Here is a 26,239-nt window from a genome sequence, read left to right as displayed (position 1 = left end):
ACCCATGAACCGGCGGGGCGTCGCTAGGCGTCCCGCCTGAGCTGCCGGGATCATCGCCATGTCGGGCAATTTGCTTCATCGACAGCCAATCCTCCGAAGGCCAGATGGCGTCGGCGGCGCCTTGCCGGCGCTGACCCTCATCACCCTGTTCTTCGTGGTGCCGGTTGTTGCGTTGCTGTTGCGCAGTGTAACCGAACCCGTGCCGGGCCTGCAGAACTACGCCACCCTGTTTGGCGACGGCACCTATGCGCGGGTCTTCTTCAACACCTTTCTGGTCGCCACCGTCGTCACCGCCGTAACCGTGATCGTGGCGTTTCCAGTCGCCTGGATGCTGGCGATCATGCCGCCTGCCCTCGGCTCGATCGTGTTCGGCATCATCATCCTGTCGATGTGGACCAATCTGCTCACCCGCACCTATGCCTGGATGGTGCTGCTCCAACGCACCGGCGTCATCAATCGGACGCTGATGGATATCGGCCTGATCAGCGAGCCGCTGCCGCTGATCAACAACCTGACCGGCGTCACCATCGGCATGGTCTACATCATGCTGCCCTTCATGATACTGCCACTGGTCGGAACGCTGCGCGCCATCGATCCTATGACGCTGCGCGCCGCCGCTCTGTGCGGTGCGAGCCCCTTCGACGCCTTCCGCCGCATTCTGCTGCCCTTGTCGCTTCCCGGAATCGCTGCAGGCGGCCTGATGGTTTTCGTCACGTCGCTCGGCTATTTCGTGACACCGACGCTGCTCGGCGGCACCTCCAACATGATGCTCGCCGCAATGATTGCCCAGATGATCCAGTCCTTGCTCAACTGGGGGCTCGGAAGCGCGGCGGCTTTCATCCTGCTTTTGGTGACCATGGCGCTCTACGCGCTGCAGCTGCGCCTCGTCGGCGCCAAGCGCATGACAGGAGGCATCTGAGATGCTGCTCGACTACGACCGGCTGGGCTGGCTGCGCGCAGCACTTCTGGGTTTCACCGGCCTGGTTGCCGCGTTTCTGCTGCTGCCGGTGGTTTTCATCGTGCTTTTGTCGTTCGGGTCGTCGCGGTGGCTGGCTTTTCCGCCACCAAGCTGGACGCTGAAATGGTATGAGGAGCTCTTCGCCGATCCGGCCTGGCTCGAAGCGGCGCTGACCAGCGCGCGCATTGCCACCATGGCCGCGATTCTTGCCGTTGTAATCGGGCTGCTGGCTTCTTTCGCGCTGGTCAGGGGACAGTTTCGCGGGCGCAATACGCTTCGCGGTCTGGTGCTGACGCCAATGGTGCTGCCGGTTGTCGTCTTCGCCATCGCCATCTATGCATTCTTCCTGCGGATCGGGCTCGGCGGCACCACGGCAGGCTTCGTCATCGCTCACACGGTCCTGGCACTGCCCTTCGCCATCATTCCGATCACTGCGGCACTCGAAGGTTTTGACAAATCCATCGAGGATGCGGCGATCGTCTGCGGCGCAAGCCCATTCGAAGCAAAACTCCGGGTGACCTTGCCGGCGATCAAGATCGGGATCTTCTCGGCGGCGATCTTCGCCTTTCTCGCCTCATGGGACGAGGTGGTGGTCGCGATCTTCATGGCCAGCCCCACCTTGCAGACCTTGCCGGTCAAGATCTGGGGCAGCCTGCGCCAGGATCTTAGCCCGGTCATCGCTGCGGCCTCCAGCCTTCTCGTTCTTCTGACGCTGAGCCTGATGATCGTAACCGCACTCATTCGGCGGAAATTGTCGAAATGACCGAACCGTTCCTCTCCATTCGCGACCTGCGCAAGGCGTTCGGCAGCTTCGTCGCCGTGCACGATGTCACCATCGACATACCCAAGGGCGAGTTCCTGACCTTTCTCGGCCCTTCCGGTTCTGGCAAATCGACGACGCTTTATGCGATCGCCGGCTTTCAGCACCCGACATCCGGCGACGTTCTTCTCGAAGGCAGGTCGCTGCTGTCGGTGCCGTCGCACAAGCGCAATATCGGCATGGTGTTCCAGCGCTACACGCTGTTCCAGCATCTCACCGTCGCCGAGAACGTTGCCTTTCCGTTGCGCGTGCGCCGCCGGCCGGACGCAGAGGTGAACCGAAAGGTCGCCGAGATGCTGTCGCTGGTGCGGCTCGAGAGTTTCGGCGGCCGATATCCTGGCGCGCTTTCCGGCGGACAGCAGCAGCGCGTGGCGCTTGCCAGGGCGCTGGCCTACGATCCGCCGATCCTCCTGATGGACGAGCCGCTTTCGGCGCTCGACAAGAAGCTGCGCGAGGAGATCCAGGCCGAGATACGGCGCATCCACCGCGAAACCGGCGTAACGATCCTTTACGTCACCCACGATCAGGACGAGGCCCTGCATCTTTCGGATCGCATCGCCCTGTTTCGGGACGGGCGCATCGAGCAGATCGGCACCGGTGAGGACCTATATCTGAGACCTGCGAGCGAATTTGTAGCCAGTTTTATCGGAAATTCCAATTTCCTGCCGGCCGAGCATCTTGAAACCGTCGACGGCGCCGCCACGATCCGCCTCGCCGATGGCTCGGTCGTCTCCGGCGTGAGGATCGATCAGGCGTTCAGCCAAGGCCAGAAAACCCGGCTGATGGTGCGGCCGGAAGCTTTTCGGCTGAGACCCGGCCCGGCCACTGCCGGGCTTGCGGTCGAATTCATCGACACCGCCTTCTTCGGCGAGCGGCGGCGCGTCATCGCGCGCACGGCCGCCGGCCAGGAGATCGACGTCAGGCCGACATCCGACATGGCGCAATCACAGGAAGGCATCGCCTCGAGCAGACAGATTTTTTTCGATCCCGCCGCCGCATTTCTGTTTCCCGCCTGACAGACGACCGTTCGACCTCAGCCCGGCGGATCGGCCGGCGCCTCGATGGTGACGCCGTATTTGGCGGCAATGGCCACGACCTTTGCCATCTCCGGCATGCCGGTGGCGGTCGCGGCGTCCATTTCCGCGAACATCTGATCAAGGCCGCAACTCGGCGCGCAAAAGACGAGCACGCGAGCCGCCTTGTCGGCGTCATTGCGGATGGAATGGCGCCGGCCGCGTGCGCCGAAGAAGAAGCCGCCGGGCGCAACGCGATGGGGCGCGGAGTCGCTCTCGAATTCGATGACGAGTTCGCCGCTCAGCACATAGAAGGTTTCATCCTCACGGGCATGGGTGTGCGGTGGCGTTGCCGCACCCGGCGGAACCACGGACTCCCAGAGCGAGAAGGACCCGGCGGTTTCGGCGCCGGTGGCTTTGTAGATATGCGTGATTCCCAGAACGTTGAGCGTCGAGCCGGCCGCCGGCTCGCGAACGAACGATTCGGCCGCTTTAGCTTTGGCATCCATCGTCGATCTCCTTCGTGGTTCAGGTCGTTCACCAGGAGATAGGCCCTGCCGGCAAAATTGGCGAGGTGCGGGTGGCCGTAGGCCCCGTTTTGGATCGTCTTGAGCTACAACAGGCCATTCATCCGGCCGCAACGTTCTCTCCGAATGCGCTCATCTTGCCTTCAACAGGGAATTTGGGCGGCGGCTTGAAATTTCTTCGGTCTCGCCCACGTAGTGAAACTACGCAACGCCCTCTCACTCGCGATAGCTGGAGCAGCCGATGCCGAGCCGCCGCTATGCCATCCTTGAAGCGCCGTCCTCGCTGGGCCTGGCGACCGACGGCGTTGAAGCCTTGCCCGGTCGGCTGCTGGAACTGGGCCTCGCCGAACGCATCCATGCGCGCCGCGCCGGGCGGCTGGCGGTCCCGCCGAAAGACCCGAAGCCCGACCCTGCCACCCTGACGCTGAATGCCAAGGCGATCGCGGCGTGGTCACCCAAGCTCGCCGACGCCGTGGAGGAGGTGCTGCACGCCCGCGAATTCCCGGTGGTGCTGGGCGGCGACTGTACGATCCTGCTGGGTCCGATGCTCGCGCTGCGCCGGCGCGGCCGCTACGGCCTGTTCTTCATCGACGGCCACGCCGATTTCTTCCAGCCGGAAGCGGAGCCCAACAGCGAAGGCGCGTCGATGGAGCTGGCCTTCGTCACCGGCTACGGGCCGGCGCTGCTGACCGACCTGGAGGGCCGCCGCCCGTTGGTGCGCTCCGGGGACGTCGTCGCCTTCGCATTTCGCGACCACGAGGACCAGGCCGAATTCGGCAGCCAGCCTTTGCCAGCCGAGTTCATGGCCTACGATCTGCACGCCATCCGCCGCCTGGGCGTCGAAGCCGCCGCCCGGGCCGCCGTCGGCCACCTGACGCGGGCGGAACTCGACGGCTTCTTCATCCATCTCGACGCCGATTGTCTCGACGATGCGATCATGCCGGCGGTCGATTTCCGCATACCGGGCGGGCTGTCTTGGGACGAACTGTCGGCGGCACTCCGCATCATCCTGGCGAGCGGCAAGGCGGTCGGCATCGAGGTCACCATCTACAATCCGCGCCTCGACGAGGACGGCAGCGCCGGCCGTGGCCTTGCTGACGTCCTGGCCGCAGCAGCTCTCGGCACAGCCGCGCCCGCTTGAGCGGACGGGAGCAATCTTGACCGTTGTGCTTCGACTTCGCCGCCAGACGCAACGACCTGCCCCTCCCCCAACGAGAATCCCGCGCCTTACCCGCCGCCCGGATGATGGCAAGCAACCAGGCGACCGTCGCCCGTGCTCTGCAGCAGCGGACGTTCGTTGCGGCACATGGAAGTGGCAGCCGGGCAGCGGGTGTGAAACCGGCAGCCGGAGGGTGGGTTCATCGGGCTCGGCAAGTCACCCTTCAGGACAAGCCGCTCGCGTCGTGCCCGATCGATACTGGGTATCGGCACCGCGGAACGGAGTGCCGTGGTGTAGTGGTGCCTGGGCGCCGCAAAGACCAGATCGGTCGGCCCGCTCTCCACGACCGATCCCAGATACATGACGGCCACGCGCGTCGAAATCTGGCGCACCACGGATAGATCATGGGCGATGAATACATAGGTCAGGTTGAACTCCTCGCGCAGATCGGCCAGCAGATTGACGATCTGGGCCTGGATCGAAACGTCGAGCGCCGAGACCGGCTCGTCGGCCACGATCAGCCTTGGCCGGAGCGCCAGCGCGCGAGCAATGCCGATCCGCTGCCGCTGGCCGCCCGAGAATTCGTGGGGATAGCGCGACGCGTGCTCGGGGGACAATTCGACCCGGCGCAGAAGCTCGGCGACGCGGTCCGTCATTTCCGATGCCGAGAGGCGCTCATGGATGCGGAACGGATCGGCCAGCAGATCGCCGACCCGCCGACGTGGATTGAGCGAGGCGCTCGGATCCTGAAAGACCATCTGCATCTGTCGCCGCAACGGACGGAGCTGACGCTGGGACGCGTCGGTAATGTCGCGGCCCTCGAACTCCAGAGAACCGGAGGTGATATCGGTCAGACGCACCAGGCAGCGGCCAAGAGTGGATTTACCGCAACCTGACTCCCCGACGATGCCAAGCGTTTCCCCGGGCCAGATGTCGAGCGATACCGTGTCGACCGCCTGGACCGTCCGGCGCTGCGCCGGGAAAATCGAGCGGCCGACGTGATAATGCTTCGAAAGATCTCCGGCGCGAAGTAGCGGGCGCTCGCGTGGCGCAGCACTCATCGTTGCATTTCCACGCCGACAGCCTTGTGGATGTTGAATTGCTTGCGTCTGGCTTCCGGTAATACGCAGGCGGCGCGATGGCCGTCGCCACGCATTGTCGGGAGCTGGACCAGGCAGGCATCGTGGCGAAAGGCACAGCGCGGACCGAAGGCGCAGCCTTTCGGCAAGCTGGAGAGGGAAGGCGGAGCTCCCGGAATCGCGGCGAGCCGTGCCGGACGCTCACCATCCATCGGCGGGATCGAGCCGAACAGGCCCCAGGTGTAAGGATGCAGCGGCGTTCGGAACACGCTGCTCTTGCGGCCCTCCTCGACGAAGCGTCCGCCATACATGACCAAGACCCGATCCGCGACCTGGGCGACGACGCCAAGATCGTGTGTGACCAGGATCACCGCCGAGCCGAACTGATCGCGCAGCCGTCCGATCAGTTCGAGGATCTGCGCCTGCACGGTCACGTCCAGGGCCGTAGTCGGTTCATCCGCGACAAGCAGCGCCGGGTTGCACGAGAGCGCCATCGCAATCACCGCACGCTGGCGCATGCCACCGGAGAGTTGGTGCGGATAGCCGTCGACGACCCGATCAGGATTGGCAATGCCGACCGCATCCAGCAACTGCACAGCCCTCGCCCGTGCCGCCCGCGCCGACACTTTCTCATGCGCACGCACCTGCTCGCCGATCTGGTTGCCGATCGTGTGCACCGGGGTGAGCGCCGACATCGGATCCTGGAAGATCATCGCGATCTGGCGGCCGCGAATGGCATCGAGCGCACGCCGGTTGAGCCCGACGAGCTCCTGCCCCATGAAGCGGATTGAACCGGAGACGACGGCATTGGGGCGGTCGATCAGCCCCATGATGGCCAGCAAGGTCTGGCTTTTGCCGGAACCGGACTCACCGACGACACCGACGATCTCCCGCTGCTCGACGGCAAATGAGACGCCTGCCACAGCCCGCACCAGCCCCGCGTCGCTGCGGAAGGATACGGTGAGACCCTCGACGACGAGAAGGGGAGCGTTAACGGACATCGCGAGCCCTCGGGTCGATAAAGACGAAGACGACGTCGACGACGAAGTTTGCCATCACCACGAAAAACGAGGCGTAGATCACCGTGGCAAGGATCATCGGCAGGTCGAGGGTCTGCAGTGCCTCATAGGTCAATTTCCCGACGCCCTGCAGCCCGAAGACCACTTCGGTCAACAGCGCGCCGCCGCCGACCAAGGCACCGAAATCGAGACCGAACATGGTGACGAATGCCACCAGTGACGTCCTGAGGCCGTGATGCAGCAAAACCCGCCGCTCGCCGATCCCCTTGGCCCGCGCGGTGCGGATAAAATCCTCCTGCATCATCTCGATCAGACTTGCCCTCAGCACCCGTCCGTAAAGGCCGACATAAAGCGTCGCCAGCGTGAACCACGGAATGACGAGCGCCTTGAACCAGCCCCAGGGGTCCTGTGTCAGGGGGATGTAGCCGAGCGGAGGAACCCAAGAAAACAGCCAGGTGTCATGCCAGCGGCTCTGTGTCAGCAGATTGGCGACCTCGCCGAGCCAGAAGACCGGAACGGACACTCCAATCAGGCTCAGGATCATCAGCGCCCGGTCGATGAATGTGCCGCGCGTCGCGCCGGCGATCACCCCGACGATCAGTCCGCCGAGCACCCACAGCACCGCTGCGCCGCCGACCAGCGACAGCGTAACCGGAATGGCGCCTGTCACCGCAGGAATCACGCGCTGCCCGCGATTGACGAAGGAGGTGAGGTCGCGGCTGACGAAAAGCCGATTCATCATCAGCCCGTATTGCACCGGCAATGGCCGATCGAGACCGAAATCGTGGCGGACCTGGACCAATGTCTCCTGGGACGCGTTGCGGCCGGCAATGCGCGCCGAGGGATCGGCACCGGGCGTGGCGAAGAAGATCAGGAAAGCGACGACGCTGATGCCGAACATGACCAGCACCATCTGGCCGAGCCGAAAACTCATGGCGGCAAGCACTAGATGCCCCTCGGCGAGGATTTCGGATCGAGCGCATCGCGCACGCCGTCGCCGAGAATGTTGAGAGCCAGCACAGTGATGACAATGGCAAGCCCGGGCGCCAGCGCCACGATCGGCCTGGAATAGAGCAGGCCCTGACCGTCCTGGATGATCGTGCCCCAGCTGGCGTCCGGCGGTTGCACGCCGATCGACAGAAACGACAGCGAGGATTCGGTCATCATGTTGAGTGCCAGGATCAACGGCACGAAAACGATGATGCGCGTCACCACATTTGGCATGATGTCGCGCAGCAGGATGCGCCAGGGCGACGCGCCAAGCCCGATCGCCGCGGTGACGAATTCGGCCTGCATCAAGGTCAGGACATGGCCACGGATCGGCCGTGCCACATAGGGCACATAGACGATGCCGATGATGAAGATCGGCAGCCACAGGCTGCCGGAGCGGATTTCGAACGGACCGATCTGGATGCTCTGCGCGATCAGCACGATTGACAGGGAAATCGCCAGCAGGAAAACCGGGAACGCCCAGAGCACGTCGAGAATGCGCGACAGGCCGACATCGACAATGCCGCCGAAGAACCCGGAAACAACCCCCAGAAAGGTCGCCAGGACGAGGCACAGCACAGCTGCAGCGCCCGAGATCAGCAGCGAATCCCGCCCGCCATAAAGCAGTCGCGCAGCGACGTCACGGCCCTGATTGTCGGCGCCGAGCAGATACGGGCCGATCCGCCAGGTCGGCCCAATCGGCGTCATGCCGAGGCCAAGGCCTTCGGTGGAAGGCTGCAGTACCGGCTGGGTCACCCCATCGATGACGATCTCGCCGTTGAGATTGGTTACGAAAGGATCCGTGTGGGCGATGTATTGCGCATAAAGCGGCGCCGCCAGCGAAGCGATGACGATGACGACGAGCACACCGAACGCCGCTATTGCCGAACGATCGGCTTTAAGCTTGCGCCATGCCGTGCGCCATGGGCCAGCGGCGGCCTGGCGGACCGGGGCGTCAGGCTGGTCCGCAATGACATTGACCATGAACGGGGGACCATAAACGGGATTGCCTGGCAAAAATCTCGACCTGGAAGATGCGCTGATCCGGCGGAAAAGGAAATGCGACGGAGCGCCGGTGGCACTCCGTCGCATTGGCTCGAGGGGATCATTCGACCCAGGACTGGCTGACGATCCAGTAGAATTGCGGGCTGAAGGTGAAGTTCTTCAGCCTGGAAGAGACGACATCGACCCGCTTGGGTGTGAACAAAACAGCGACCGGGGCCTTGTCCGTCACCGCCTTGTCGATGGCCGTCCACAGTGTTGCGCCCTTGGCTGGGTCGGCGATGGTGGCTGTCTCTGCTTCGGCCATCGACCCGTCGATCGATTTGTCGCAGAACCCGGAAATATTGACCGAGGCGTCCGAGCCCGGCGTGAATGAGGCACAGCTGAACAGCACTTCCAGAAAATTGGATGGCGCCGGGTAATCCTGGAACCATTGCGAGACCGAGATCTGCACCTTGTTGTTGGTGTTCTGTATGTAGGTGAACTGGATGTTCTGCGAGATCGGCTTGACCGATGTCTTGTAGCCGAGCTGGTTGAGCACGTCCTGCAGATAGACCCCGATCGACTTCGAGACGCTGCTGTCCTCGGTGATGATCGTCACCTCCTGACCAGCAGTTCCCGATTCAGCAACCAGTTGTTTGGCCTTGTCCATATCCGGCGCCGACCACTTTTCGCCCGGATTGGCGGTGAATGGGCAATAAGGCGCGAATGACGGGAAGCCCGGCGGCAGGATCTGGCAAGCCGGCTGCGCCAGATTGCTGCCGCCAAAGAGCTTGATGATCGCGGCGCGGTCGATGGCGAAGTTCACCGCCTGGCGAACACGGATGTCGTCGAACGGCGCCAGATTGTTGTTCATCGGCGCATACCACATCGCCATCAGCGGATGCACCGTGACCTGCTTGGCATATTTGGTGCCGAGTTCGCCGAGACGGTCCGCCGGCGGCGGATCGAACATCCAGTCCGCCTGCCCGTTCTCGACCGCCGTCACCGCCGCTTCGTCGGTGAGGCCGAATTCATAGTCGATCTCGTCGGGATACCCTGCCGGCTGGGCTTCCTTGCTCCATTCCTTGAAGTGAGGATTGCGCACCATTTTCATCAGCTTGTTCGGGTCATAGCTCGCGATCATGTAGGGCCCAGTGCCCGGGATCGGATCAGTGCCGGCATCCTTGAGCGGCGCGCCCGCCGGCAGGATCGCCGCGTGCGGAATGGCGATCTTCTGCAGGAACTCGGCATCCGGCTGGACCAGGTTGAAGGTGATCGTTCCGGCTGCGTCGTCAACCGACAGGCCGCCATCGAGGGTGCATGTCGCCGGAGTTTTCAAACACGCATCGGCGCCGACGATGCCGTTGTAGAAGGTCCCGGCCGTCGGCCCGCTGATCTTGAAGATGCGCTGGAACGAAGCCACCACATCCTTGCTGGTGACGTCCGAGCCGTCGGCGAACTTGATGCCTTTGCGCAGCTTGAACACGTAGGTCTTGCCGCTGTTTTCGACTTTCGGCAGGGATTCGGCGAGGTCCGGGACCACCTCGAAGCCGGTCTTGTCCCCGGCCTTTTTGTAGGTCACCAGACCATCGTAGAGAATATAGTTCATCTGGAAAAACTGCAGCGTGTAATTGATATGCGGATCGGCGGTGCCGGCAGCGGCGTTGGCCAGCAAGCGGAGCGTGCCGCCAAGCTTGCCTTCCGCGGCCAAGGCACTGCTCGGCGGCGACACGATCGTCATGCCGAGCAGAGCCAGGCCGGGTATCAACGCTGCCAGTGCCTTTTGGACTGCAAGTGCCTTTTGGGATCGCATGGCTGTGTTTCCTCGTGGAAAGCGTGTCGACTGGCCACGCTATACGCAATCGACGACCGCGGCGTGGCTGGAAATGATCTGGGTCGCGGGTGGTCTCCGCACCTTCCCAATCGCAAAAGACTACGACCAGCGAAGCCGAGCAGGATAGCTATTAAGATAGATAGGTCGGAGAGGCCAGCCTTAAGCCTATTTATTGGGCACGCGGGTGACATGGCTATTTGACAAGCAATGGCCAGCGGGTAAGCTTGTCGCATGCAGGGCTTTTCAGGCGATCTAGAGAGCCGGTTCCGAACGGGAATGAGCATCGACGGCGCCATGGCGGTGGCGACCGATGTGCTGGAGCCCGTCGGTTTCACCTCATTCATCTATGACTATACGCCCGTGCCGGTCAGCCATGAGGGCGAACTGATCACCCCGTCGCTGATGGCTCTGCACAACGTGCCGCGCGACATGCAGGATCTCTGGTGCAAAGGCGGCTATTATCAGCTTGACCCGGTGCAGGAAGCCGCGCTCGCCGTATCGAGGCCGTTCCTCTGGTCGCACAAGGGCGTTCAGAGCACCGTCATGCAGCATGTGCTTCGGTCCAGGCATGATCCGGTGATCAGCTATCTGCTCGATACCAGGATGACCTGCGGCGTCACTGTGCCCATCCGTCTTGCCGGTGGGGATCTGGCCACCTTCACCGCGATCCGCGCCGACCCAGAGCCAGGGTTCGAGGCCGAAGCAAGGCAGTTAATCGCCGAAATCGGCGATCTGGGCCATCTCTTGCACGACTCCGTCTACGCCGGTTTCGATGCCGGTATCCGCACCTGCCAATACGTCCACCTGACGTCGCGCGAGCGCCAGTGCCTGCGCCTCGCCGCCGCCGGACTGACGGCCAAGCAGGTCGCGCGCGCGATTGGCCGCGCGGTGCCGACAGCAACGCTGCATCTCAACGCGGCGACACGCAAGCTTGGCGCGCGCAACCGCTTCCACGCCATCGCGCTGGCTGCCCACTACCGGCTGCTCGAGCCGGAGCATTGAGGCTCTCCGCCTGAGGGCTCCTCCCGCCACGGCAAACCTATAAATAGTGCTAGCTGTAAATGCGCCGGGCCGCTTAGTACCGTCGGCCGCAAACAAGGCTTGGGAGGGTCCGTCACTTTGGTTCCTGCCGCGCCATGACCCGGAGCTTGGAACTGTGACGGCACATGCGACCACCGAAGGATTTAGCGACTACCGGGGCTACCGCACCTGGTATCGCGTGATCGGAGATCTCAACTCGGGCAAGCTGCCATTGGTCATCGCTCACGGCGGGCCGGGCTGCACCCACGACTATGTCGATTCATTCAGGGAGCTTGCCGATACCGGGCGGGCCGTCATCCACTACGATCAGATCGGCAACGGCAAGTCGACCCATCTGCCCGACAAGGGCGGCGACTTCTGGACCGTCGATTTCTTTTTGGGCGAACTCGATGCGCTGCTCGCTCACATTGGCATTGCCGAGCGTTACGCCCTGCTCGGCCAGTCCTGGGGCGGCATACTTTCGGCCGAACATGCCGTACGACGCCCTGCCGGGCTCAAGGCATTGATCCTGGCCAATTCGCTGGCCTCAATGGCGCTATGGGTGGAAGGCGCGCTGCAATTGCGGGCCGGGCTGCCGGCCGATGTGCAACTCGCGCTTGACCGGCACGAGGCAGCCGGGACCACCGATCACCCGGATTATGTTGCGGCAACCAAAGCCTTCTATGACCGCCACGTCTGCCGTGTCCGTCCAACGCCGCGGGAGGTCGCCCGGACATTCGCGGCAATCGACGCGGATCCGACGGTTTATCACACCATGAACGGACCCAATGAATTCCACGTCATCGGCACGATGCGGAACTGGACCATCGTCGAGCGCCTGCATCTGATCGAGGCGCCGACGCTGGCGTTCCGCGGATTTTACGACGAAGCGACCGAAGCCTGCGTCCAGCCCTTTCTCGATCATATTCCCGACGTCGAAGGTATGGTCTTCCCAAATTCCAGCCATATGCCGCATGTCGAGGAGAAGGACGACTGCCTCGCCGCCGTCGGACGTTTTGTCGCCAAATACGATTGAGGCCCATGCCCCACAGCGGCCTGTCTTTGCGCAAGCTGATTGTGCTGGGCTTAGAGCCCGCCCGATTTGCTCATAATCTCTCCACGATCAGCCGCGATGGCCTCGTTGCATCGAGGAAAACCGTGTTGCGCGCCACTTGCCGGCTACGGCCGAGCCCCGCCGGCGCACCGGTGTTCGGATTGACGTCGAACTTCGGAAAATTGCTCGAAGAGATGTCCAGCCGCAGCCGATGGCCGGCACGGAACAGATTGGCGGTCGCAAACAGCTCGATGTGAAGCCGCATGATCTCGCCAGGTTTCACGAGCTCGGCTCTTTCGAATGAATGCCGGAAACGACAGCGGAAAATCCCGTCTGACAGGTTCAAGGCAAAACCCGTCGGATAGTCGGCGCTCGGTGGATGGACGTCGATCAGTTTCGCGGTGAAGTCGGTGTCTGGCGCATCGGTCGTCGCCCAGAGATCCACCGCCACCCTTCCGAGCACGGTCAAATCGTCGGCAAGCGGCTCGGTCTCGAAGGAGAGGACATCGAGACGGGCGGAAAGCGGCAGTCCGAAATTGCGGCAGCCGAAGAACCTCTCGTCCTCTCTCTGGTCGAAGCCGCCCCCTGTGAAGATCGGCTGACCGCTGGTCAGCGCGCCGCCAATGGTCGGGACCGGGTCGGCGGGATCGAAATCATAGCTTAGCGCGGCGGCGTCGGGCGCGGGAAAGGCCTCCGAAAGCCTGCCGTTGGGGTGCAGGTAGTAGGTTTGGTCGGTCATGTCCGGCAGCGGCCACCGCTTGGCTTTGATCCAGCGCCCGCCGTGATCGAGACGGCCCGTTGCAGTTTTCGTGCCCTTTCCCCCGCCCATGACAAAAAGGCGGATCGGCTCCTCGTCGAGATTGTCCTCCGGCCCGCTCCTCAGCCAGCGATCGAACCAGCGGCGACGAAACTCCAGCCAGCTCGCCGCCACATTGCCGCCGAGCGGAGCGTTCGGTCCGAAATCGACGTCGCCGGCAAAGGTCAGATTGCGATCGCCGTGCAGACCCGGACCCATGATCAAGGCGAGCGGCCGTTTGCCATTGCGTGCAAGGCCGGCGAAATTCTCGAACGTCGTCGGGACATAGACGTCGAACCAGCTCGAGATCAGGGCGATCGGAAGGTGGGGAATGGCGTCGTAGAAGCCCGCTGCATGAATGCCGACCTGCTTCCAGAAGCCGTCGAAGGTCTCGTGCCGCCACTGCTCCAGCAGGTAAGCCTCGTAGTCCGGAGCCCAGCGGAGCGGGGAACGGCCCTCCGACCAGGGCATTTTGCCGAACCAGCGATGCAGGTTTTCCGCTTCGAGCGCCTTTCGGGCCAACTCGTCGCCGGCGGCGACGGCGCTCTCGCGGGCTTCCCGGTAGGCCCAGGTCGCCTGTTTCAGCTCGAACGCGCCGCCTTGGCGGATGCCGCAGGTGAAGGCGTTAGAGAATCCGCCGGAATCGAGGATCATGGTTGCAAGAGCCGGCGGCGCAAGGCACGCCGCCGCCATTTGGGTATGCGCAGCATAGGAAAGGCCCATGGTGCCGATCCGGCCATTGCACCAGGGCTGGGCTGCGATCCATGCAAGCGTGTCGTAGCCGTCCGGACCTTCGGAGCGATATTTGACGAACTCGCCTTCCGAGCCGTAGCGGCCGCGGCAGTCCTGGTAGACGACGATGTAGCCATGGCGCACGAAATGCTCGGCGACCGTCGCGCGATCCATCGGTTCGGTCATGCTGACCTCGAGTTCGGCGCGCGATGCCATCGCCTTGCCATAAGGCGTCCGCTCAACGATGACGGGAGCTGGCCGGTCCAGCGCGCGGCCTCCCCTTGCCGGTCGGTAGACGTCGGTCGCCAGTCTTACCCCATCGCGCATCGTGACCATGATATCGCGGCAGAGGACCATGTCATCGGTCACGGACTGGAACGCTTGGAGGTCGGTCATCTCAAAAAATTCCAAGGCGTTCAGGCGACGGCGTCATTGAGGTGGCATGCGCTCTTGTGTCCGGCAGCAACCACCTTCAGTCGGGGCGCTTCGGTGCGGCAACGAGGCATCGCGTGCGGGCAGCGCGGGTGGAAATGACATCCGCTCGGCGGCGAGAGCGAGCTCGGCAATTCACCCTTGATCGCGGCAAAGCCGCGTTTGGTGGTTTCGATCCGCGGCACCTCGGCGAGAAGCGCCTGCGTGTAGGGATGGTTGGCCCGTGCAAAGATCTCCTCGGCCGGAGCCTCTTCGACAATGCGGCCGAGATACATGATCGCCACCCGATCGGAGATGTGCTCGACCACTCCGAGATCGTGGCTGATGAACAAGTAAGTGAGGTTCAGCCTCTCGCGCAGGTCCATGAAGAGATTGAGGATTTGCGCCTGGATCGAGACGTCCAAAGCGGCAACGGCCTCATCGCAGACGAGAAATTCCGGCTGCACGGCGAGCGCGCGCGCAATGCCGATCCGCTGGCGCTGGCCGCCGCTGAACTGATGCGGAAAGCGGTGTTTTAGCGCCGGATCGAGACCCGCACGCCGGAACTGTTGATCGACAAAGGTACCGAGATCGCCCTCAACCAGCCCGTGTACGCGCGGCGCCTCGCTGACGATATCGGCCGCTTTGCGGCGCGGATTGAGCGAGGCGTAGGGATTCTGGAATATCATCTGCACGCGCAGCTTGGCCTCACGCCGTTCGAGCGGCGGAAGCGCCTTCAAGTCCTTGCCGCGCCATGATACCGATCCCTTGCTGGGCGCCACGATGCCGGCGACGATCCGCCCCAGTGTGGACTTGCCGCATCCCGACTCGCCAACGAGGCCCAGAACCTCGCCCCTGCGAACGGCGAGGCTGACACCGTCGATCGCCTGCACGCTTGCCGTCGGTTTGGCGAGTTTGAACGAGATCGCCAAACGGGCCGCGAGATCCGGCCGCGTGCCGAAGCTGTGAGAAATCTCGTTCAGCTCGATCAGCGGCGCCATCCCGCTAGAACCCGCTGAGGAGCTTTGAATGTCTGCCGCAACCGGAGTGGAGGGGATCATACGCGGAACTCCGGCAAGGGATGAACGCAGCGGTGCTCGCGCGGGCCAGCAGTGAGCAGAGGCACCGCCTGGGCACACGCCGCGTCGGCGCGCGCGCAGCGCGGGGCGAAAGCGCATCCGGCCGGCAGCCGCGCAACACTGGGCGCCATTCCCGGGATCTGCCGAAGCCGCTCGCCACGCCGGTTGCGGCTGGGAACGGAGTCGATCAGACCGGCGGTATAAGGGTGCAACGGACGGGCGAGAACGTCCGACACCGGGCCGGATTCGACGATGCGGCCCGCATACATCACGGCGATCCGGTCGGCGAGCCGCGAGACGACGGCGAGATCATGCGTGATCCAGATCAGCGACGTGTTGTTCTGCGCCACGAGCTTTTGCATCTCGGCGAGAATCTGTGCCTGGATCGTCACATCGAGCGCGGTGGTCGGCTCGTCGGCGATGATGAAGTCCGGCCGGTGCAGCAGCGCAATAGCGATAACGACGCGCTGGCGCATGCCGCCGGAAAACTGATGCGGATAGGCCTGCAGCCGCTCATCCGGACTCGGGATCCCGACCATGCCGAGCGCGTCGCGCGCCCGCGCCCTGGCGTCCATGCGCGAGACGTTTTCATGCGCCTGCACCGCCTCGATCATCTGCGTGTCGATGCGCAGGACCGGATTCAGGGTCATCATCGGATCCTGGAAGATCATCGCCATGCGGCGCCCGCGCAGCGCTCGCATCTCCTCGCGGCTGGAGCGGGTGATGTCGCGGCCGTCGAAGACGATCTGGCCGCCGACGATCGTGCCTGGCGGATCGACAAGGCCGATGATGGAAAAGCCGGTGACCGATTTGCCGGACCCGCTTTCACCGACGAGACCCAGAACCTCGCCGCGCGCGACGCTGAACGAGACGCCGTCAACGGCTTTTGCTTGTCCGAAATGGGTCCTGAGATCGCGGACTTCGAGCACGGTCGCGTTCATTCGCGCCCCCGCGGGTTGAGCACGTCGCGGAGCCGATCACCGACGAGGTTGATCGCAACCACGGTAATCAGCAGCGCCACGCCGGGATAGAAACTGATCCACGTCATGCCGGAGAGCATGTACTGATAGCCGTTGGCGACCAGCAGGCCGAGACTCGGCTCGGTGATCGGCACACCGAGGCCAAGAAAGGACAAGGTCGCCTCCAGCGAAATGGCGCGCGCCACCTGCACCGTTGCGATCACGATCAGCGGCGGCAGGCAGTTGGGCAGAAGATGGACGAACAGAATGCGCCATCGCGGAATGGCGAGCGACTCTGCCGCCTCCATGTATTCCTTGCGCCGCTCCACCAGCGCCGTGCCGCGCGCGGCACGTGCATAAGTCGCCCATTCGACGATCACCAGAGCGAGTACGACGTTGAGGATTCCCTTGCCGAGAAAGGCGAGGATCATCAGGGCAACGAGAATGGAGGGGAAGGAGAGTTGCAGATCGACGATGCGCATGATCGCCGTCTCGGTCCGACCGCCGACATAGGCGGCGAGCAGGCCTAAAGAGGCGCCGAACAGCGCGGCGAAAAGCGCCGAGCTGACGCCGACGCCGAGCGATATGCGCAGGCCGTAGATGATGCCGGAAAGCATGTCACGACCCTGGTCGTCGGTGCCGAGCCAGAAAATCATGCCCGTCATCGATTGCGAGCCGGGCGGCAGGCGGCTGTCCATGATGTCGAGCTGGTTGAGGTCGTAGGGATTTTGCGGCGCTATAAGTGGCGCGAGCAGCGCCAGCCCGATGATCGCGGTCAGCAGCACGAAGCCGGCAATGGCGGCAGGCGAGCGGAAGAATGCCCGCACGAGCACTCGAAACGGCGCCTCTTCACCCTTCTCGGCCTCGGTAGGCATCGGTGGCGGCAAGGTGTCGACGCTCATGTCACGGTCCCTCGCCCTGGAGCCGCACCCGCGGGTCGAGTGCCGTATAGGTCAGGTCGACGACGAGATTGATGATGACGAAGAAGGCGACGATCGCCATCAGGTATGCGGTGATGATCGGACGGTCGAGCACGTTGATGCTGTCGATGATCAACTTGCCCATGCCAGGCCAGCTGAACACGCTTTCGGTGACGACCGAGAAGGCGACGATAGAGCCGAATTCCAGGCCGATGATGGTCACCACCGGGATCATGATGTTCTTCGAGACGTGGACGCCGATCACGCGCGTTTCCCTGAGGCCCTTGGCCCGCGCGAACTTGACGAAATCGAGCGGCAGGACTTCGGCGACGCCGGCGCGCGTCAGGCGCAGAATGAGGCAGGCGTCGAACAAGGCGAGGTTCACCGCCGGCAGGATCAGGTGGGCAAGGCCGTCTTTGGTCAGGAACGCCCATTGGACACCGAACAGTTCGGCGGTCTGGCCGCGCCCGCCGCTCGGCAACCAGCCGAGCTGCACGCCGAAAAACATGATCAGCACCAGCCCGACCCAGAAGGTCGGCAACGAGAAGCCGAGGATGCTGACGGTCATGATGACGCGGCTCAAGATGCCATCCGGCCGCAGTCCGGCATAAAGCCCGAGCGGCACGCCGACGACGATGGCAATGAGGATGGCAGAGACGGCCAGTTCGAGTGTTGCCGGCAGTCGCTGCAGGATCACCCTGATCGCCGGCTCGTTGTAGACGTAGCTCTCGCCAAGGTCGCCATGCAGCGCTGCCCAGAGGAAGCGGAGGTACTGCTGCCAAAGCGGCAGGTCGAGCCCGAGTGCCTGGACGACGCGCGCGCGCTCGATCTGATCGGCGTCGGGCGAGATCAAAATGTCGACGGGGTCGCCGATGACGTTGATCGCGATGAAGACGATAACCGTCATGGCGAACATGACCATCACGGCCTGGAGCAGCCGGCGCGCGACGGCTGCGGTCATGGCATCGCTCCGCAGCCTGATTGCCGGAAAGGGTCGCCAGTCGTCTGTGCGCGGCACATCACGCCGACACCGCCATCGCCATGCCGTCGCGCTGCGGATCGGCGCCGCCGCGGCAAATTCCGTCTTCGATCTGGATGCCGTGGAGGGCGGCAAAAGCGTAACTTTGCCAGGAGCGCTTCACCTCGTAGCCCCGGCCCTCGATTTCTTCAGTGACATAGCGCGGAATGCGATTGGAGACGTCGATTGTGTTCGACACCGCCACGATCCTCGGGGCGGCCACCGCTTCCGACATGCTCATATCGAAATCAATGAGATTCATCAGCCCCTGCGCCATGGACGGCGCAATATAGCTGCCGCCGGGCGCTCCCATGACGATCACCGGCCGGTCGTCCTTGAATACGATTGTGGGCGCCGCAGAGCTGGCCCGCCGCTTGCCGGGAGCCAGCGATCCGGCCCGGCCCGGCCTTGGGTCGAAGCGGCTCATCGTTCCGTTGTACATGAATCCCAGGCCATCGGTGATCGCCCCCGAGGGACTGCCCAGCGTGTGGGTCAAGGCGACGGCATTGCCCTCACGGTCGACCACCGAAATATGGGTCGTCTCGCGCGGCGACCGGTCATCGACGCGCTCGATCCTGGCGCGCAGCCCGGCCTTGATCTCGGCGGCGAGCCCGCTGCAATAGTCGCGGGACAGCAGCCGCGCGACCGGCACGTCGACATAGGCAGGATCGCCGAGATGGCGGTCCTTGTCGATGGTCATGCGCTTCATCGCCTCCGCCAGCAGGACGATGTGCTCGGCACCGTCATGCTCCATGGCTCCGACATCAAAATGCTCGAGGATGTGGAGCAATTGCAGCATGGATATGCCGCTGGCGGGCGGCGGGCTGGTCGCGATATCGTAGCCACGATACTCGCCCCAGAGCGGTTGCGCGGTGGATAGCTCATAGCGCGCCAGATCATCCTTCCCGATAAGGCCGCCGTTGGCGGCCATGTCGGCGGCGATTTCTTCGGCGATCTCGCCCTTGTAGAAAATGTCCGGACCGGCGGCCGCGATGCGCTCGAGCGTTTGGGCGAGGTCGGTGTTGACGACGACGTCGCCTGGCAGCTTGACCGCGCCGTCCGGGCGAAAATAGATGGCGCGCCCCGTGTTGCTGAAGCGCAGCTTGTCAAGGGTCCGCACTTCGCCGGTATCTACGCCGTCCTGGGCCCAGTACCAATGGACATGCGGGCGGACCATAAAGCCGCGCCTCGCCTGCTTGGCCGCGGGTGCGACGACGTCGGCCCACTCAAAAGTGCCGTATCTCGCCAGCGCCTCGGCATAGCCCTTGACACTGCCCGGTGTGCAGACGGCGAGATAGCCGATCTCGCTGATGCCGCCTTCCAGCAGAAAGGCGAAGCCGTCGCGCGACTGGCCGACCAGAAGGTCGCTCCACATTTCAGGCGACGCTTTGAGCGGCGCCCTGGCGTAGAATTCTAGCACCTCGTGCACGCCGCGTCGCGGCATATAGACCTGCATCGAGCCAAAGCCCCCGATGCCGGCCATTTGAGGGTCGACGACGCCTTGCATGAAAGCGCAGGCGATCGCCGCATCGACGGCGTTGCCGCCGCGTTTGAGCACCAGAGCGCCCGCCTCGACCGCCTCCGGCTGCGGCGCAACGATCATTGCATTCATCTTGATGCGTTCCGTCGTTCCTTGAGCGCCTGGGCCAGGAAATCCTTGACCGGATCGAGAACCGCGTCGCGTTCGTGGGCTACCCCGGGCAGCAAATCAAAGCGTACGCGCACACCCGCTTCCTCGAACGATCGACACAACGTGCTGAGGCGCTCCGGCCTCGTTTGTCCTGCATCGTTGGCGCCCGGCATCCAATGGGTGCTGCCCTGGGCGTGCGTGATTTCCCAGGTCTCCAGGTCGGCATCGCCGACGATCATCTGGACAGGCACTTTTGCCAGCGCGGCGGCGTCGAAGGTGATGCCGAACTTCTCCGGCAGGTCGCGAATCCCCACCCACCAGTCCCGCGTGGGATCGAGCAGGGTCACCGATCCCGGTGCGCCGATCGACGCCGCCCATAGCCTGTCGGGATGAAGGATGGCGAAGCGATGGGTGAAATGCCCGCCGCCGGAAAATCCGAACATTGCGAAGCGGGTCCAGTCCTGACGGTATTTCGCGACGACTTCCTCGACTATCGCGAGCAGCACCTGATCGTAGCGGATGTCGCCCTCGATCATGTATTTGTATCCGCTGCGGGCATCGTCGCCGAGAACCCCCATTGGAAACACCGGGCACAAAATGGCGCAGTTGTTCCAGCGTCCGAACTCGGCGAACGCATCACGGAAACCCAGGAACGAGGTGCGGCCGGTACCATGGACGGCCACCAGCAAGTCGACTTGGGCGCCTTCCCCAACCGCGGGCGGTACATACAGGCAATAGTGGAAGCGTGGGTCCGATTTGGAAGCAAAGATGGCGGTCGCGCCAAGATCGTATGTAGCGCGACCGCGATCCGCAACAGATCCCGTGGCGATGCTCGTCAAGTCTACACCTCCTCAGACAATCTTGGCGTTCATGGCCAGCGTATACTGGTCGGCCCGCGTCGTGAACTGAAGGTCCTTTCGGGCAGCCACGACGAGAACCTCATGGTGCAGCGGAATCAGGGCGACGTCGTTGAAGACGATGTCGCTGAGCTCCGAGAGCATCATTTCGCGTTTGGTGTCGTCCAGCGTCCGCTTCGCCACAGCCAGTTTGGCATCGAGATCGGGATTGGAGTAGCGGCCCGAATTGGCGATGCCCATACCGGCGTCCGGATTCTGCGTCGCGACCAGAGCTGTCATCGGGTTCGAGGATTCGCCTGTGTTGACGCCCCAGGAGTCCAGATTGACGCTGAACTCATGGGCATCCGCCTTGTCGGCGTAAACCGACCAGGGCATGACCTCGACGCTGACTTCCAGGCCGATGCGAGAGAACATCTGGGCCACGGCCTGCACGATCTTCGAATCGTTGACGATACGATCATTGGGCCCGTGGATCGTCAGGCGGAAGCCATCGGGGTAGCCGGCCTCGGCAAGCAGGGCCGTGGCTTTTGCAGCGTCGAATGGAACGGGTTTGATAGCAGCCGAGGTGCCCGGTGCGCCGGCGGGCAGAAACTGTGAAGCGACAATGGCATTGCCCTGCATCAAGCGCTCGACAATGGCGCTGCGGTCGATCGCCATGGACAGCGCCTGCCGCACACGCAGATCCTTCAGCGGGTTGCGGTCGAGCGGCTTGCCATCCTTGCCGCTGATGAAGGGCGTCACGTCCCTGAACGTGTCCAGCGAGAAGAAGACCACCCGGCTCGATACGCCGCGGATGATGTGAAAGCGCTCGTCTTGTTCGACGCGGGCAACACCCTCGTAGGGCACCTGTTCGACGAGATCGAGATCGCCGGCGAGCAGGTTGGCAAGCCGCGCGCCGGCATCGGTGACGATGCGGAGCTCGACGTCCGGCAAAGCAGGCCTCGGTCCCCAGTAGTTGGGATTGGCGGAAAGCGCGACACGGTTGCCGGAAACATATTCCTTCAGCACATAGGGGCCAGTTCCGATCGCCGCGGTGCCGTTGTTGAACTGATCGCTCGGGGTATCCTTGAACTTGGCGCGGATGATGCGAATGCGACTGAGCGAATTGGGCAGAAGCGGCTCCGGCTGCTTGGTTTCGATGAGAAGCTTGCCGGTTTGGGGCGAGGTGATCGACTTGATGTTGCGCGTGTAGGTCCGGAACGACGCCGTGCTGTCGATGGTGTTGGCCCGGTCGAATGAGACGACGATGTCGTCTACGGTGAGCGGCTCACCGTCGCTGAAGCGCACGTCTGGGCGCAGGTCGAACTCCCAATGGGTGTCGTCGACCGCGCGCCAGGCCGTCGCCAGCCCCGGTCTGGAGATCGACTTTTCGTCGTTGGTGACAAGCGTGTCGTAGATATGGGTGGCAAGCGCGTTGTTCGGCGCATTGCTCTTCAGATGCGGGTCTAGCGTCGTCGGCGGAGCAGCCATGCCGATCCGCAATTGGCCGGTTGCCGCTGCCTGGGCCAGCCCCGTCAAGCTAATGCCTTGCAAGACGGCGGCACCGCCGAGCGCCCATTGCATCAGCGCACGGCGCGATATTGTCCGGTTCATCATTGGTTTTCTCCGTGTCCACTCTGGATAGTTCCATCGGAGGAGTTCTTTTCCGCTGCCGCTTGCCATGATCGAGCCCAGCTTGGGATCCGCTGATGGTGCCGGCCTCCTTCCTGACAGCGAGTGAAACGAAAGCTTCACTATTTGTCAACACAGATAAACCATCGTTTCACTAGACGATACAAATTTTCTCGTTTAACCTCCTGCACGAGACGCTTTGGCGAGGAAGTGAGAAATGACCGATCAAGCAGATACCCGGTACACGGTCGATTCCGTCGATCGCGCGATCAGTTTGTTGCAGACTGTGGCCGGCGAGGCAGATCTTGGCGTTTCCGAAATCGCGCGGCGTTCCGGCGACAGCAAGGCGCGCGCTTTCCGGCTTTTGCAGACGCTGGTGCGGCGCGGCTTGCTGGCGCGATCATCGGATGGAAAAGGCTATCGCCTCGGCCTCGCTGCATTGATGCTGGGCCACGCCGCCAGCGAACAGATGGACCTGATCCGCATAGCAAACCCTGTTCTGGAAGAACTCGGTCAGAAGATCGGCGAAACCACCCAGTTGCGGATCCGCGATGACCAGGAAAGCCTTTGCGTCGCCAAATGGGAGCCGAAGCGGGATCTTCGCGTCAATGCGATTGTCGGCCGGCGGCGTCCGCTACATGCCGGTTCGAGCAAGGCGTTCCTGGCCCATATGGGTGATGAGGAGCGCGAGGCCATTCTTTCCGGCCCGTTGAAGCGCTTCACCAGGAAAACGGTGACCGATCCTCGGCTTCTTAGGGGCGGGCTCGAGCAAATCCGCAAGGCGAAGTTTTTCGTCAGTCGCGGCGAGATCAACGACGATCTGATTTCGATCACCGCACCGGTGTTCGTGGCGCCGGGTAAGATAATCGCGGCGCTGAACATCGCTGCCCCGGAAAACCGGGTGCCGGAAGAGCGTATAAGCGAACTGGGCGACATGGTGGCCCGGGCCGCCCATCGTATTTCCGCCGCCCTTGGCTTCCGCTCGCCGGCTGCCAATGACATAGCGAGTTGAACTGGTGCCAAGCATCACACTGCCTCGGCAGATTGCGACGTGGGCTGTATCTCCGGAACGGTGAAAACCGGCACCTCACCCTTGAAGCCTTGGAGTTCGAAGGCACCCGCCTGGACAACCGGCATCGATGCTCCTTGCGCAAATCCGGGACCAAGCACCAGGGGGATGCTCAGCTTTTTGGTCGTTGACTCGAGCCGTGCCGTGCGGTTCACCGGCGAGCCGATCGCGGTGTAATCGAAGCGCCGTTCGGAGCCGAAATTCCCTACGGAGCAGATGCCAGTCTCGATGGCGACACCGATTTCGATAGGGGGGTGCCCGCGCGCGGTGAACGCGGCGTTTTCGCGCTTGACCCGTTCGATCAGGGCGAGCCCGGCTTCGAGCGCGCGCTCACGATGATCTGGCTGATCAAGCGGCGCGTTCCAGAAGGCAAGCACGGCATCGCCCATGAACTTATCGATGGTCCCGTCGCGCTTGAGTATCTCATCGGTCGCAAGGCCGAGAAAGTGATTGACCACCTTTCCGATTTCCTGGGCATCGAGTTGTTCGCTCATCGTCGTGAAGCCGCGTATGTCACTCAGCAGGATTGTGATCTCGCGCTTCTCGCCGGACAGGATCGCTTCGGTGTCCGAATTTGCGAGGCGCTGCACCACGGAGGGCGACAGATATTGGGAAAACTGCCGTGCCAGGGTGGACCGGCGCTGCTCGCTGCGCCTGTAGAGGGCATAGCCTTCGAAGCCAGCTACGAGGATCGTCGCAAGCGCCGGCTGCAGTGGGTCATAGAGCTTACCCTGCAGGCTGTATTCGAGAGCGCCGAACGCGAAGGGCGTGGCAGCCAGGAGCGCCAGAGCGAGGGCGCCAAGCATGACACGCTGGGCGAGCACTCCAGAAAGCCCGATGAAAACGATGCCACTGAGGACCAACCACAGCCGCTCCAGCGTACGCGCTTGCGTTGGCTCTACAAGATAGCGCCCGGCAAGGATCTGGCCGATTGCATCAGCGTGGATGTCCACGCCTGGTCGCGCCGGACGCGCCGGGGTGGGCAGATACTGCGTCAATCCCACGGCTGACAGATCAACAATGGCGATCGCGTTCCGGAGCAGCGGATCGCCGCGACCCGAAAGGATATTACTGGCAGATATGCGCGGCGTATTGGTGTCGGTTTCCCAGAGGCGGATGCTGCCCTGCGGCTCAAGTGGCACAATGGTCCCGGCCATCCTGAGCGCGTCAAACCCGGCGACATTCATCCGAGCTACGTAGCCGTTCTCTCCGGCGTAGAGGCGCAGGAGTTCGAGCGCGAACGACGGCCAGAGCTGCACGCCTTGAGCCGTATTTCGGAGCCAGAGCAGCGGCACATGGCGTAGTACGCCGTCGGGATCGGGCAAAGTGCGAATTACGCCGAGGCCTGCAGCGGCGCTCGAGAAATCAGGAAGGGAGCCTGTCAGACCGGTGAAGCCAGGAAGCGTCTCGGGTACCTGCCCGACGATCGACCAGCCGGCTTTGGGCTCTGCTTCTGAAACCGTCACCTCGTTGCCCAGGCTGACGGCGAGCGCCGTTCGATTTTTCGCCAGTGCGCTGGCGAGGCGCTTGTCTCCAGCGATGCCATCAGGAGAGATATCAGCCTCGGGCAGCACCAGCGCAAGCCCGATCACCGCGGCACCGGACTCGGCGACACCATCGACCAGATCGGCCAAAAGGCCACGGTTCCAAGGCCATCGCCCATATGCCTTAAGGCTCGCGTCGTCTATCGAGACAATGACAACAGGATTGTTCGTCGCCTGGCGCGGGGCGAGGGACTGGTAGAGGTCGTACGTGCGCTCGCGCAGGCGCGACAGCGGCCCGTCGAAAGCAAAATGGCAAGCGAGCAGCAAGAGTACGACCGCAAGACCAGGTATTTTCCGCCTGGCAGCCCGCCGCCAATCAAGCGAGGGGCTCATGCCGCTCGGCCAGCCTTACCGGCAGTCGGGAAAGCAGTCATCATCCTCATCATCCACCCCACTGCCTACAGGGGGCGTTGGGCTGTCAGGGAACTCCATGGCCACGCCGGGCAATGCGCCGTCGGTGGACTTGCAGGCTTTGAGCGAATTGCCGAGTGCTGACGCACAAATCGCGCTTACGTTCAGCCCCGGACCCGGTTCGCCTGGCAGGCCGGTGCCGGCTATTCGATCGATGCTGTCCAAAATCGGGAACGCGTCGATACCGCCGTAGCCGGTCAGCAGTTTGTCATTGTCCGACGTGCAGGCGTGGCCCGGGTTTGTGATCACGAGCTTGCGACCATTCATCATGCAGGTCATGCGGCCGGCGCGCAGTATGCCGACGGTCTGACCAGCAATCACAAGCACTTCAATGATGCCACCTCTGGCTCCGAGCACCATGTGTGGCGTCGCAACTTGCATGTCGCCGCCTTTCGAAACCTGGCCGCCGTAGAAACGGGCCAGGCCGCTGTTCATCCTGATGTCGATCTTTCCTGATCGGGACCCCGGATTGTAGACGAATTCATCGATCGTCAGGCTGGTGTTCGGACCAATCTTGGCGCTCGACTCGTCCCGGAACACGAGCATTCCGAGACCGGTGATATTGCTGCGCAGCTGGTCGCCGAGTTCGACGCCAGCGCCGACGTTCATCGCCTCGCCGTGATTGCGGATGATGTTGGTCTGGTAGGCCGTCATGGACCCAACCGTTTCAGCGCCAGATGGTGCCGCAAAGGCAAGGCAGGCGATACAAGTGGCTATCTGACGATACAGGGTCCTCATCGCGGCC

23 protein-coding genes are annotated in these 26,239 nt (G+C 63.2%); 7 read left to right on the top strand and 16 right to left on the bottom strand.

Features of this window, described 5'->3' with window-relative positions:
• Positions 1 to 58: 58 nt before the first annotated feature.
• Genes AC0L2B_RS06255 through AC0L2B_RS06245 form a run of 3 tightly spaced genes read left to right on the top strand, consistent with a single transcriptional unit; the run spans position 59 to position 2,794 of the window.
• Complete coding sequence (locus AC0L2B_RS06255) at positions 59 to 919, top strand: ABC transporter permease (protein WP_473744612.1); 861 nt, start codon at positions 59 to 61, stop codon at positions 917 to 919.
• Between the two features lies 1 nt (position 920).
• The gene (locus tag AC0L2B_RS06250) at positions 921 to 1,721 is read left to right on the top strand and encodes an ABC transporter permease (protein ID WP_473744611.1); all 801 of its coding nucleotides are present in this window, start codon (positions 921 to 923) and stop codon (positions 1,719 to 1,721) included.
• On the top strand, positions 1,718 to 2,794 hold the full coding sequence (locus tag AC0L2B_RS06245; protein WP_473744610.1) for an ABC transporter ATP-binding protein: 1,077 nt from the start codon (positions 1,718 to 1,720) through the stop codon (positions 2,792 to 2,794). Before AC0L2B_RS06250 ends, AC0L2B_RS06245 begins: the two co-directional genes overlap by 4 nt.
• Before the next feature lie 17 nt (positions 2,795 to 2,811).
• Here AC0L2B_RS06245 and AC0L2B_RS06240 read toward each other — a convergent pair whose 3' ends face one another.
• Entirely contained in the window at positions 2,812 to 3,300 is a 489-nt protein-coding gene (locus tag AC0L2B_RS06240; protein WP_473744609.1) for a cupin domain-containing protein, read from the bottom strand.
• 259 nt (positions 3,301 to 3,559) lie between these two features.
• Here AC0L2B_RS06240 and AC0L2B_RS06235 point away from each other — a divergent pair, with 259 nt between their 5' ends.
• Positions 3,560 to 4,459 (top strand): arginase family protein, encoded by a 900-nt coding sequence (locus AC0L2B_RS06235; protein ID WP_287218150.1) that lies wholly within the window; start codon positions 3,560 to 3,562, stop codon positions 4,457 to 4,459.
• Between the two features lie 86 nt (positions 4,460 to 4,545).
• Here AC0L2B_RS06235 and AC0L2B_RS06230 read toward each other — a convergent pair whose 3' ends face one another.
• From AC0L2B_RS06230 to AC0L2B_RS06210, 5 genes are all read right to left on the bottom strand, one after another.
• Positions 4,546 to 5,538, bottom strand: a complete 993-nt coding sequence (locus AC0L2B_RS06230) for an ABC transporter ATP-binding protein (RefSeq protein ID WP_128167568.1) — start codon at positions 5,536 to 5,538, stop codon at positions 4,546 to 4,548.
• Positions 5,535 to 6,557, bottom strand: a complete 1,023-nt coding sequence (locus tag AC0L2B_RS06225) for an ABC transporter ATP-binding protein (protein ID WP_473744608.1) — start codon at positions 6,555 to 6,557, stop codon at positions 5,535 to 5,537. The genes AC0L2B_RS06230 and AC0L2B_RS06225 overlap by 4 nt, the downstream gene beginning before the upstream one ends.
• Entirely contained in the window at positions 6,547 to 7,509 is a 963-nt protein-coding gene (locus AC0L2B_RS06220) for an ABC transporter permease (protein ID WP_236370505.1), read from the bottom strand. The genes AC0L2B_RS06225 and AC0L2B_RS06220 overlap by 11 nt, the downstream gene beginning before the upstream one ends.
• A gap of 11 nt (positions 7,510 to 7,520) precedes the next feature.
• On the bottom strand, positions 7,521 to 8,549 hold the full coding sequence (locus tag AC0L2B_RS06215) for an ABC transporter permease (protein WP_473744607.1): 1,029 nt from the start codon (positions 8,547 to 8,549) through the stop codon (positions 7,521 to 7,523).
• A 121-nt stretch (positions 8,550 to 8,670) separates the two neighbouring features.
• Positions 8,671 to 10,362: an ABC transporter substrate-binding protein gene (locus tag AC0L2B_RS06210; protein WP_473744606.1), complete on the bottom strand. Its 1,692-nt coding sequence runs from the start codon at positions 10,360 to 10,362 to the stop codon at positions 8,671 to 8,673.
• Positions 10,363 to 10,659: 297 nt separating this feature from the next.
• On the opposite strand from AC0L2B_RS06210, the gene AC0L2B_RS06205 reads away from it, so the two are divergent.
• Both AC0L2B_RS06205 and AC0L2B_RS06200 read left to right on the top strand, forming a co-directional pair.
• On the top strand, positions 10,660 to 11,385 hold the full coding sequence (locus AC0L2B_RS06205) for a LuxR family transcriptional regulator (protein WP_473744605.1): 726 nt from the start codon (positions 10,660 to 10,662) through the stop codon (positions 11,383 to 11,385).
• 154 nt (positions 11,386 to 11,539) lie between these two features.
• Positions 11,540 to 12,439: a proline iminopeptidase-family hydrolase gene (locus AC0L2B_RS06200; RefSeq protein WP_473744604.1), complete on the top strand. Its 900-nt coding sequence runs from the start codon at positions 11,540 to 11,542 to the stop codon at positions 12,437 to 12,439.
• Between the two features lie 70 nt (positions 12,440 to 12,509).
• Here AC0L2B_RS06200 and AC0L2B_RS06195 read toward each other — a convergent pair whose 3' ends face one another.
• Genes AC0L2B_RS06195 through AC0L2B_RS06160 form a run of 8 tightly spaced genes read right to left on the bottom strand, consistent with a single transcriptional unit; the run spans position 12,510 to position 22,455 of the window.
• A complete protein-coding gene (locus tag AC0L2B_RS06195; protein ID WP_473744603.1) occupies positions 12,510 to 14,381 on the bottom strand; it encodes a CocE/NonD family hydrolase in 1,872 nt (623 codons plus the stop codon).
• 20 nt (positions 14,382 to 14,401) lie between these two features.
• The gene (locus AC0L2B_RS06190) at positions 14,402 to 15,397 is read right to left on the bottom strand and encodes an ABC transporter ATP-binding protein (protein ID WP_473744650.1); all 996 of its coding nucleotides are present in this window, start codon (positions 15,395 to 15,397) and stop codon (positions 14,402 to 14,404) included.
• A gap of 56 nt (positions 15,398 to 15,453) precedes the next feature.
• Positions 15,454 to 16,416 carry an ABC transporter ATP-binding protein gene (locus AC0L2B_RS06185; protein ID WP_091597382.1) on the bottom strand — a complete coding sequence of 321 codons (963 nt, stop codon included), beginning with the start codon at positions 16,414 to 16,416 and terminating at the stop codon, positions 15,454 to 15,456.
• The gene (locus tag AC0L2B_RS06180) at positions 16,413 to 17,336 is read right to left on the bottom strand and encodes an ABC transporter permease (RefSeq protein ID WP_413468470.1); all 924 of its coding nucleotides are present in this window, start codon (positions 17,334 to 17,336) and stop codon (positions 16,413 to 16,415) included. The genes AC0L2B_RS06185 and AC0L2B_RS06180 overlap by 4 nt, the downstream gene beginning before the upstream one ends.
• A 1-nt stretch (position 17,337) precedes the next feature.
• On the bottom strand, positions 17,338 to 18,315 hold the full coding sequence (locus AC0L2B_RS06175) for an ABC transporter permease (RefSeq protein ID WP_091597385.1): 978 nt from the start codon (positions 18,313 to 18,315) through the stop codon (positions 17,338 to 17,340).
• 58 nt (positions 18,316 to 18,373) lie between these two features.
• Positions 18,374 to 19,984, bottom strand: a complete 1,611-nt coding sequence (gene ggt, locus AC0L2B_RS06170) for a gamma-glutamyltransferase (protein ID WP_473744602.1) — start codon at positions 19,982 to 19,984, stop codon at positions 18,374 to 18,376.
• Positions 19,981 to 20,841 (bottom strand): alpha/beta hydrolase family protein, encoded by an 861-nt coding sequence (locus AC0L2B_RS06165; RefSeq protein WP_473744601.1) that lies wholly within the window; start codon positions 20,839 to 20,841, stop codon positions 19,981 to 19,983. Before AC0L2B_RS06165 ends, ggt begins: the two co-directional genes overlap by 4 nt.
• 12 nt (positions 20,842 to 20,853) lie before the next feature.
• Complete coding sequence (locus tag AC0L2B_RS06160) at positions 20,854 to 22,455, bottom strand: ABC transporter substrate-binding protein (protein ID WP_473744600.1); 1,602 nt, start codon at positions 22,453 to 22,455, stop codon at positions 20,854 to 20,856.
• Between the two features lie 232 nt (positions 22,456 to 22,687).
• Here AC0L2B_RS06160 and AC0L2B_RS06155 point away from each other — a divergent pair, with 232 nt between their 5' ends.
• Positions 22,688 to 23,482: an IclR family transcriptional regulator gene (locus AC0L2B_RS06155; protein ID WP_473744599.1), complete on the top strand. Its 795-nt coding sequence runs from the start codon at positions 22,688 to 22,690 to the stop codon at positions 23,480 to 23,482.
• Positions 23,483 to 23,496: 14 nt separating this feature from the next.
• Here AC0L2B_RS06155 and AC0L2B_RS06150 read toward each other — a convergent pair whose 3' ends face one another.
• Positions 23,497 to 25,350 (bottom strand): CHASE2 domain-containing protein, encoded by a 1,854-nt coding sequence (locus AC0L2B_RS06150; protein ID WP_473744598.1) that lies wholly within the window; start codon positions 25,348 to 25,350, stop codon positions 23,497 to 23,499.
• Positions 25,351 to 25,431: 81 nt separating this feature from the next.
• Positions 25,432 to 26,148 carry a FecR domain-containing protein gene (locus tag AC0L2B_RS06145; protein ID WP_027152473.1) on the bottom strand — a complete coding sequence of 239 codons (717 nt, stop codon included), beginning with the start codon at positions 26,146 to 26,148 and terminating at the stop codon, positions 25,432 to 25,434.
• Between the last annotated feature and the right edge of the window lie 91 nt (positions 26,149 to 26,239).

The sequence above is a fragment of the Mesorhizobium sp. WSM4815 genome (assembly GCF_055811575.1).
The sequence above is the reverse complement of the archived record's forward strand: the minus strand, read 5'-3'. Positions and strand labels throughout refer to the sequence as shown.

What these genes read in the sequence shown, in the direction of transcription:
- AC0L2B_RS06255 (WP_473744612.1), top strand. Translation starts at nt 59, where the DNA reads ATGTCGGGCAATTTGCTTCATCGACAGCCAATCCTCCGAAGGCCAGAT.
- AC0L2B_RS06240 (WP_473744609.1), bottom strand. Translation starts at nt 3,300, where the DNA reads ATGGATGCCAAAGCTAAAGCGGCCGAATCGTTCGTTCGCGAGCCGGCG.
- AC0L2B_RS06245 (WP_473744610.1), top strand. Translation starts at nt 1,718, where the DNA reads ATGACCGAACCGTTCCTCTCCATTCGCGACCTGCGCAAGGCGTTCGGC.
- AC0L2B_RS06160 (WP_473744600.1), bottom strand. Translation starts at nt 22,455, where the DNA reads ATGATGAACCGGACAATATCGCGCCGTGCGCTGATGCAATGGGCGCTC.
- AC0L2B_RS06205 (WP_473744605.1), top strand. Translation starts at nt 10,660, where the DNA reads ATGAGCATCGACGGCGCCATGGCGGTGGCGACCGATGTGCTGGAGCCC.
- AC0L2B_RS06210 (WP_473744606.1), bottom strand. Translation starts at nt 10,362, where the DNA reads ATGCGATCCCAAAAGGCACTTGCAGTCCAAAAGGCACTGGCAGCGTTG.
- AC0L2B_RS06230 (WP_128167568.1), bottom strand. Translation starts at nt 5,538, where the DNA reads ATGAGTGCTGCGCCACGCGAGCGCCCGCTACTTCGCGCCGGAGATCTT.
- AC0L2B_RS06225 (WP_473744608.1), bottom strand. Translation starts at nt 6,557, where the DNA reads ATGTCCGTTAACGCTCCCCTTCTCGTCGTCGAGGGTCTCACCGTATCC.
- AC0L2B_RS06220 (WP_236370505.1), bottom strand. Translation starts at nt 7,509, where the DNA reads ATGAGTTTTCGGCTCGGCCAGATGGTGCTGGTCATGTTCGGCATCAGC.
- AC0L2B_RS06175 (WP_091597385.1), bottom strand. Translation starts at nt 18,315, where the DNA reads ATGACCGCAGCCGTCGCGCGCCGGCTGCTCCAGGCCGTGATGGTCATG.
- AC0L2B_RS06215 (WP_473744607.1), bottom strand. Translation starts at nt 8,549, where the DNA reads ATGGTCAATGTCATTGCGGACCAGCCTGACGCCCCGGTCCGCCAGGCC.
- AC0L2B_RS06180 (WP_413468470.1), bottom strand. Translation starts at nt 17,336, where the DNA reads ATGAGCGTCGACACCTTGCCGCCACCGATGCCTACCGAGGCCGAGAAG.
- AC0L2B_RS06195 (WP_473744603.1), bottom strand. Translation starts at nt 14,381, where the DNA reads ATGACCGACCTCCAAGCGTTCCAGTCCGTGACCGATGACATGGTCCTC.
- AC0L2B_RS06235 (WP_287218150.1), top strand. Translation starts at nt 3,560, where the DNA reads ATGCCGAGCCGCCGCTATGCCATCCTTGAAGCGCCGTCCTCGCTGGGC.
- ggt (WP_473744602.1), bottom strand. Translation starts at nt 19,984, where the DNA reads ATGAATGCAATGATCGTTGCGCCGCAGCCGGAGGCGGTCGAGGCGGGC.
- AC0L2B_RS06185 (WP_091597382.1), bottom strand. Translation starts at nt 16,416, where the DNA reads ATGAACGCGACCGTGCTCGAAGTCCGCGATCTCAGGACCCATTTCGGA.
- AC0L2B_RS06250 (WP_473744611.1), top strand. Translation starts at nt 921, where the DNA reads ATGCTGCTCGACTACGACCGGCTGGGCTGGCTGCGCGCAGCACTTCTG.
- AC0L2B_RS06190 (WP_473744650.1), bottom strand. Translation starts at nt 15,397, where the DNA reads ATGGCGCCGCTGATCGAGCTGAACGAGATTTCTCACAGCTTCGGCACG.
- AC0L2B_RS06155 (WP_473744599.1), top strand. Translation starts at nt 22,688, where the DNA reads ATGACCGATCAAGCAGATACCCGGTACACGGTCGATTCCGTCGATCGC.
- AC0L2B_RS06145 (WP_027152473.1), bottom strand. Translation starts at nt 26,148, where the DNA reads ATGACGGCCTACCAGACCAACATCATCCGCAATCACGGCGAGGCGATG.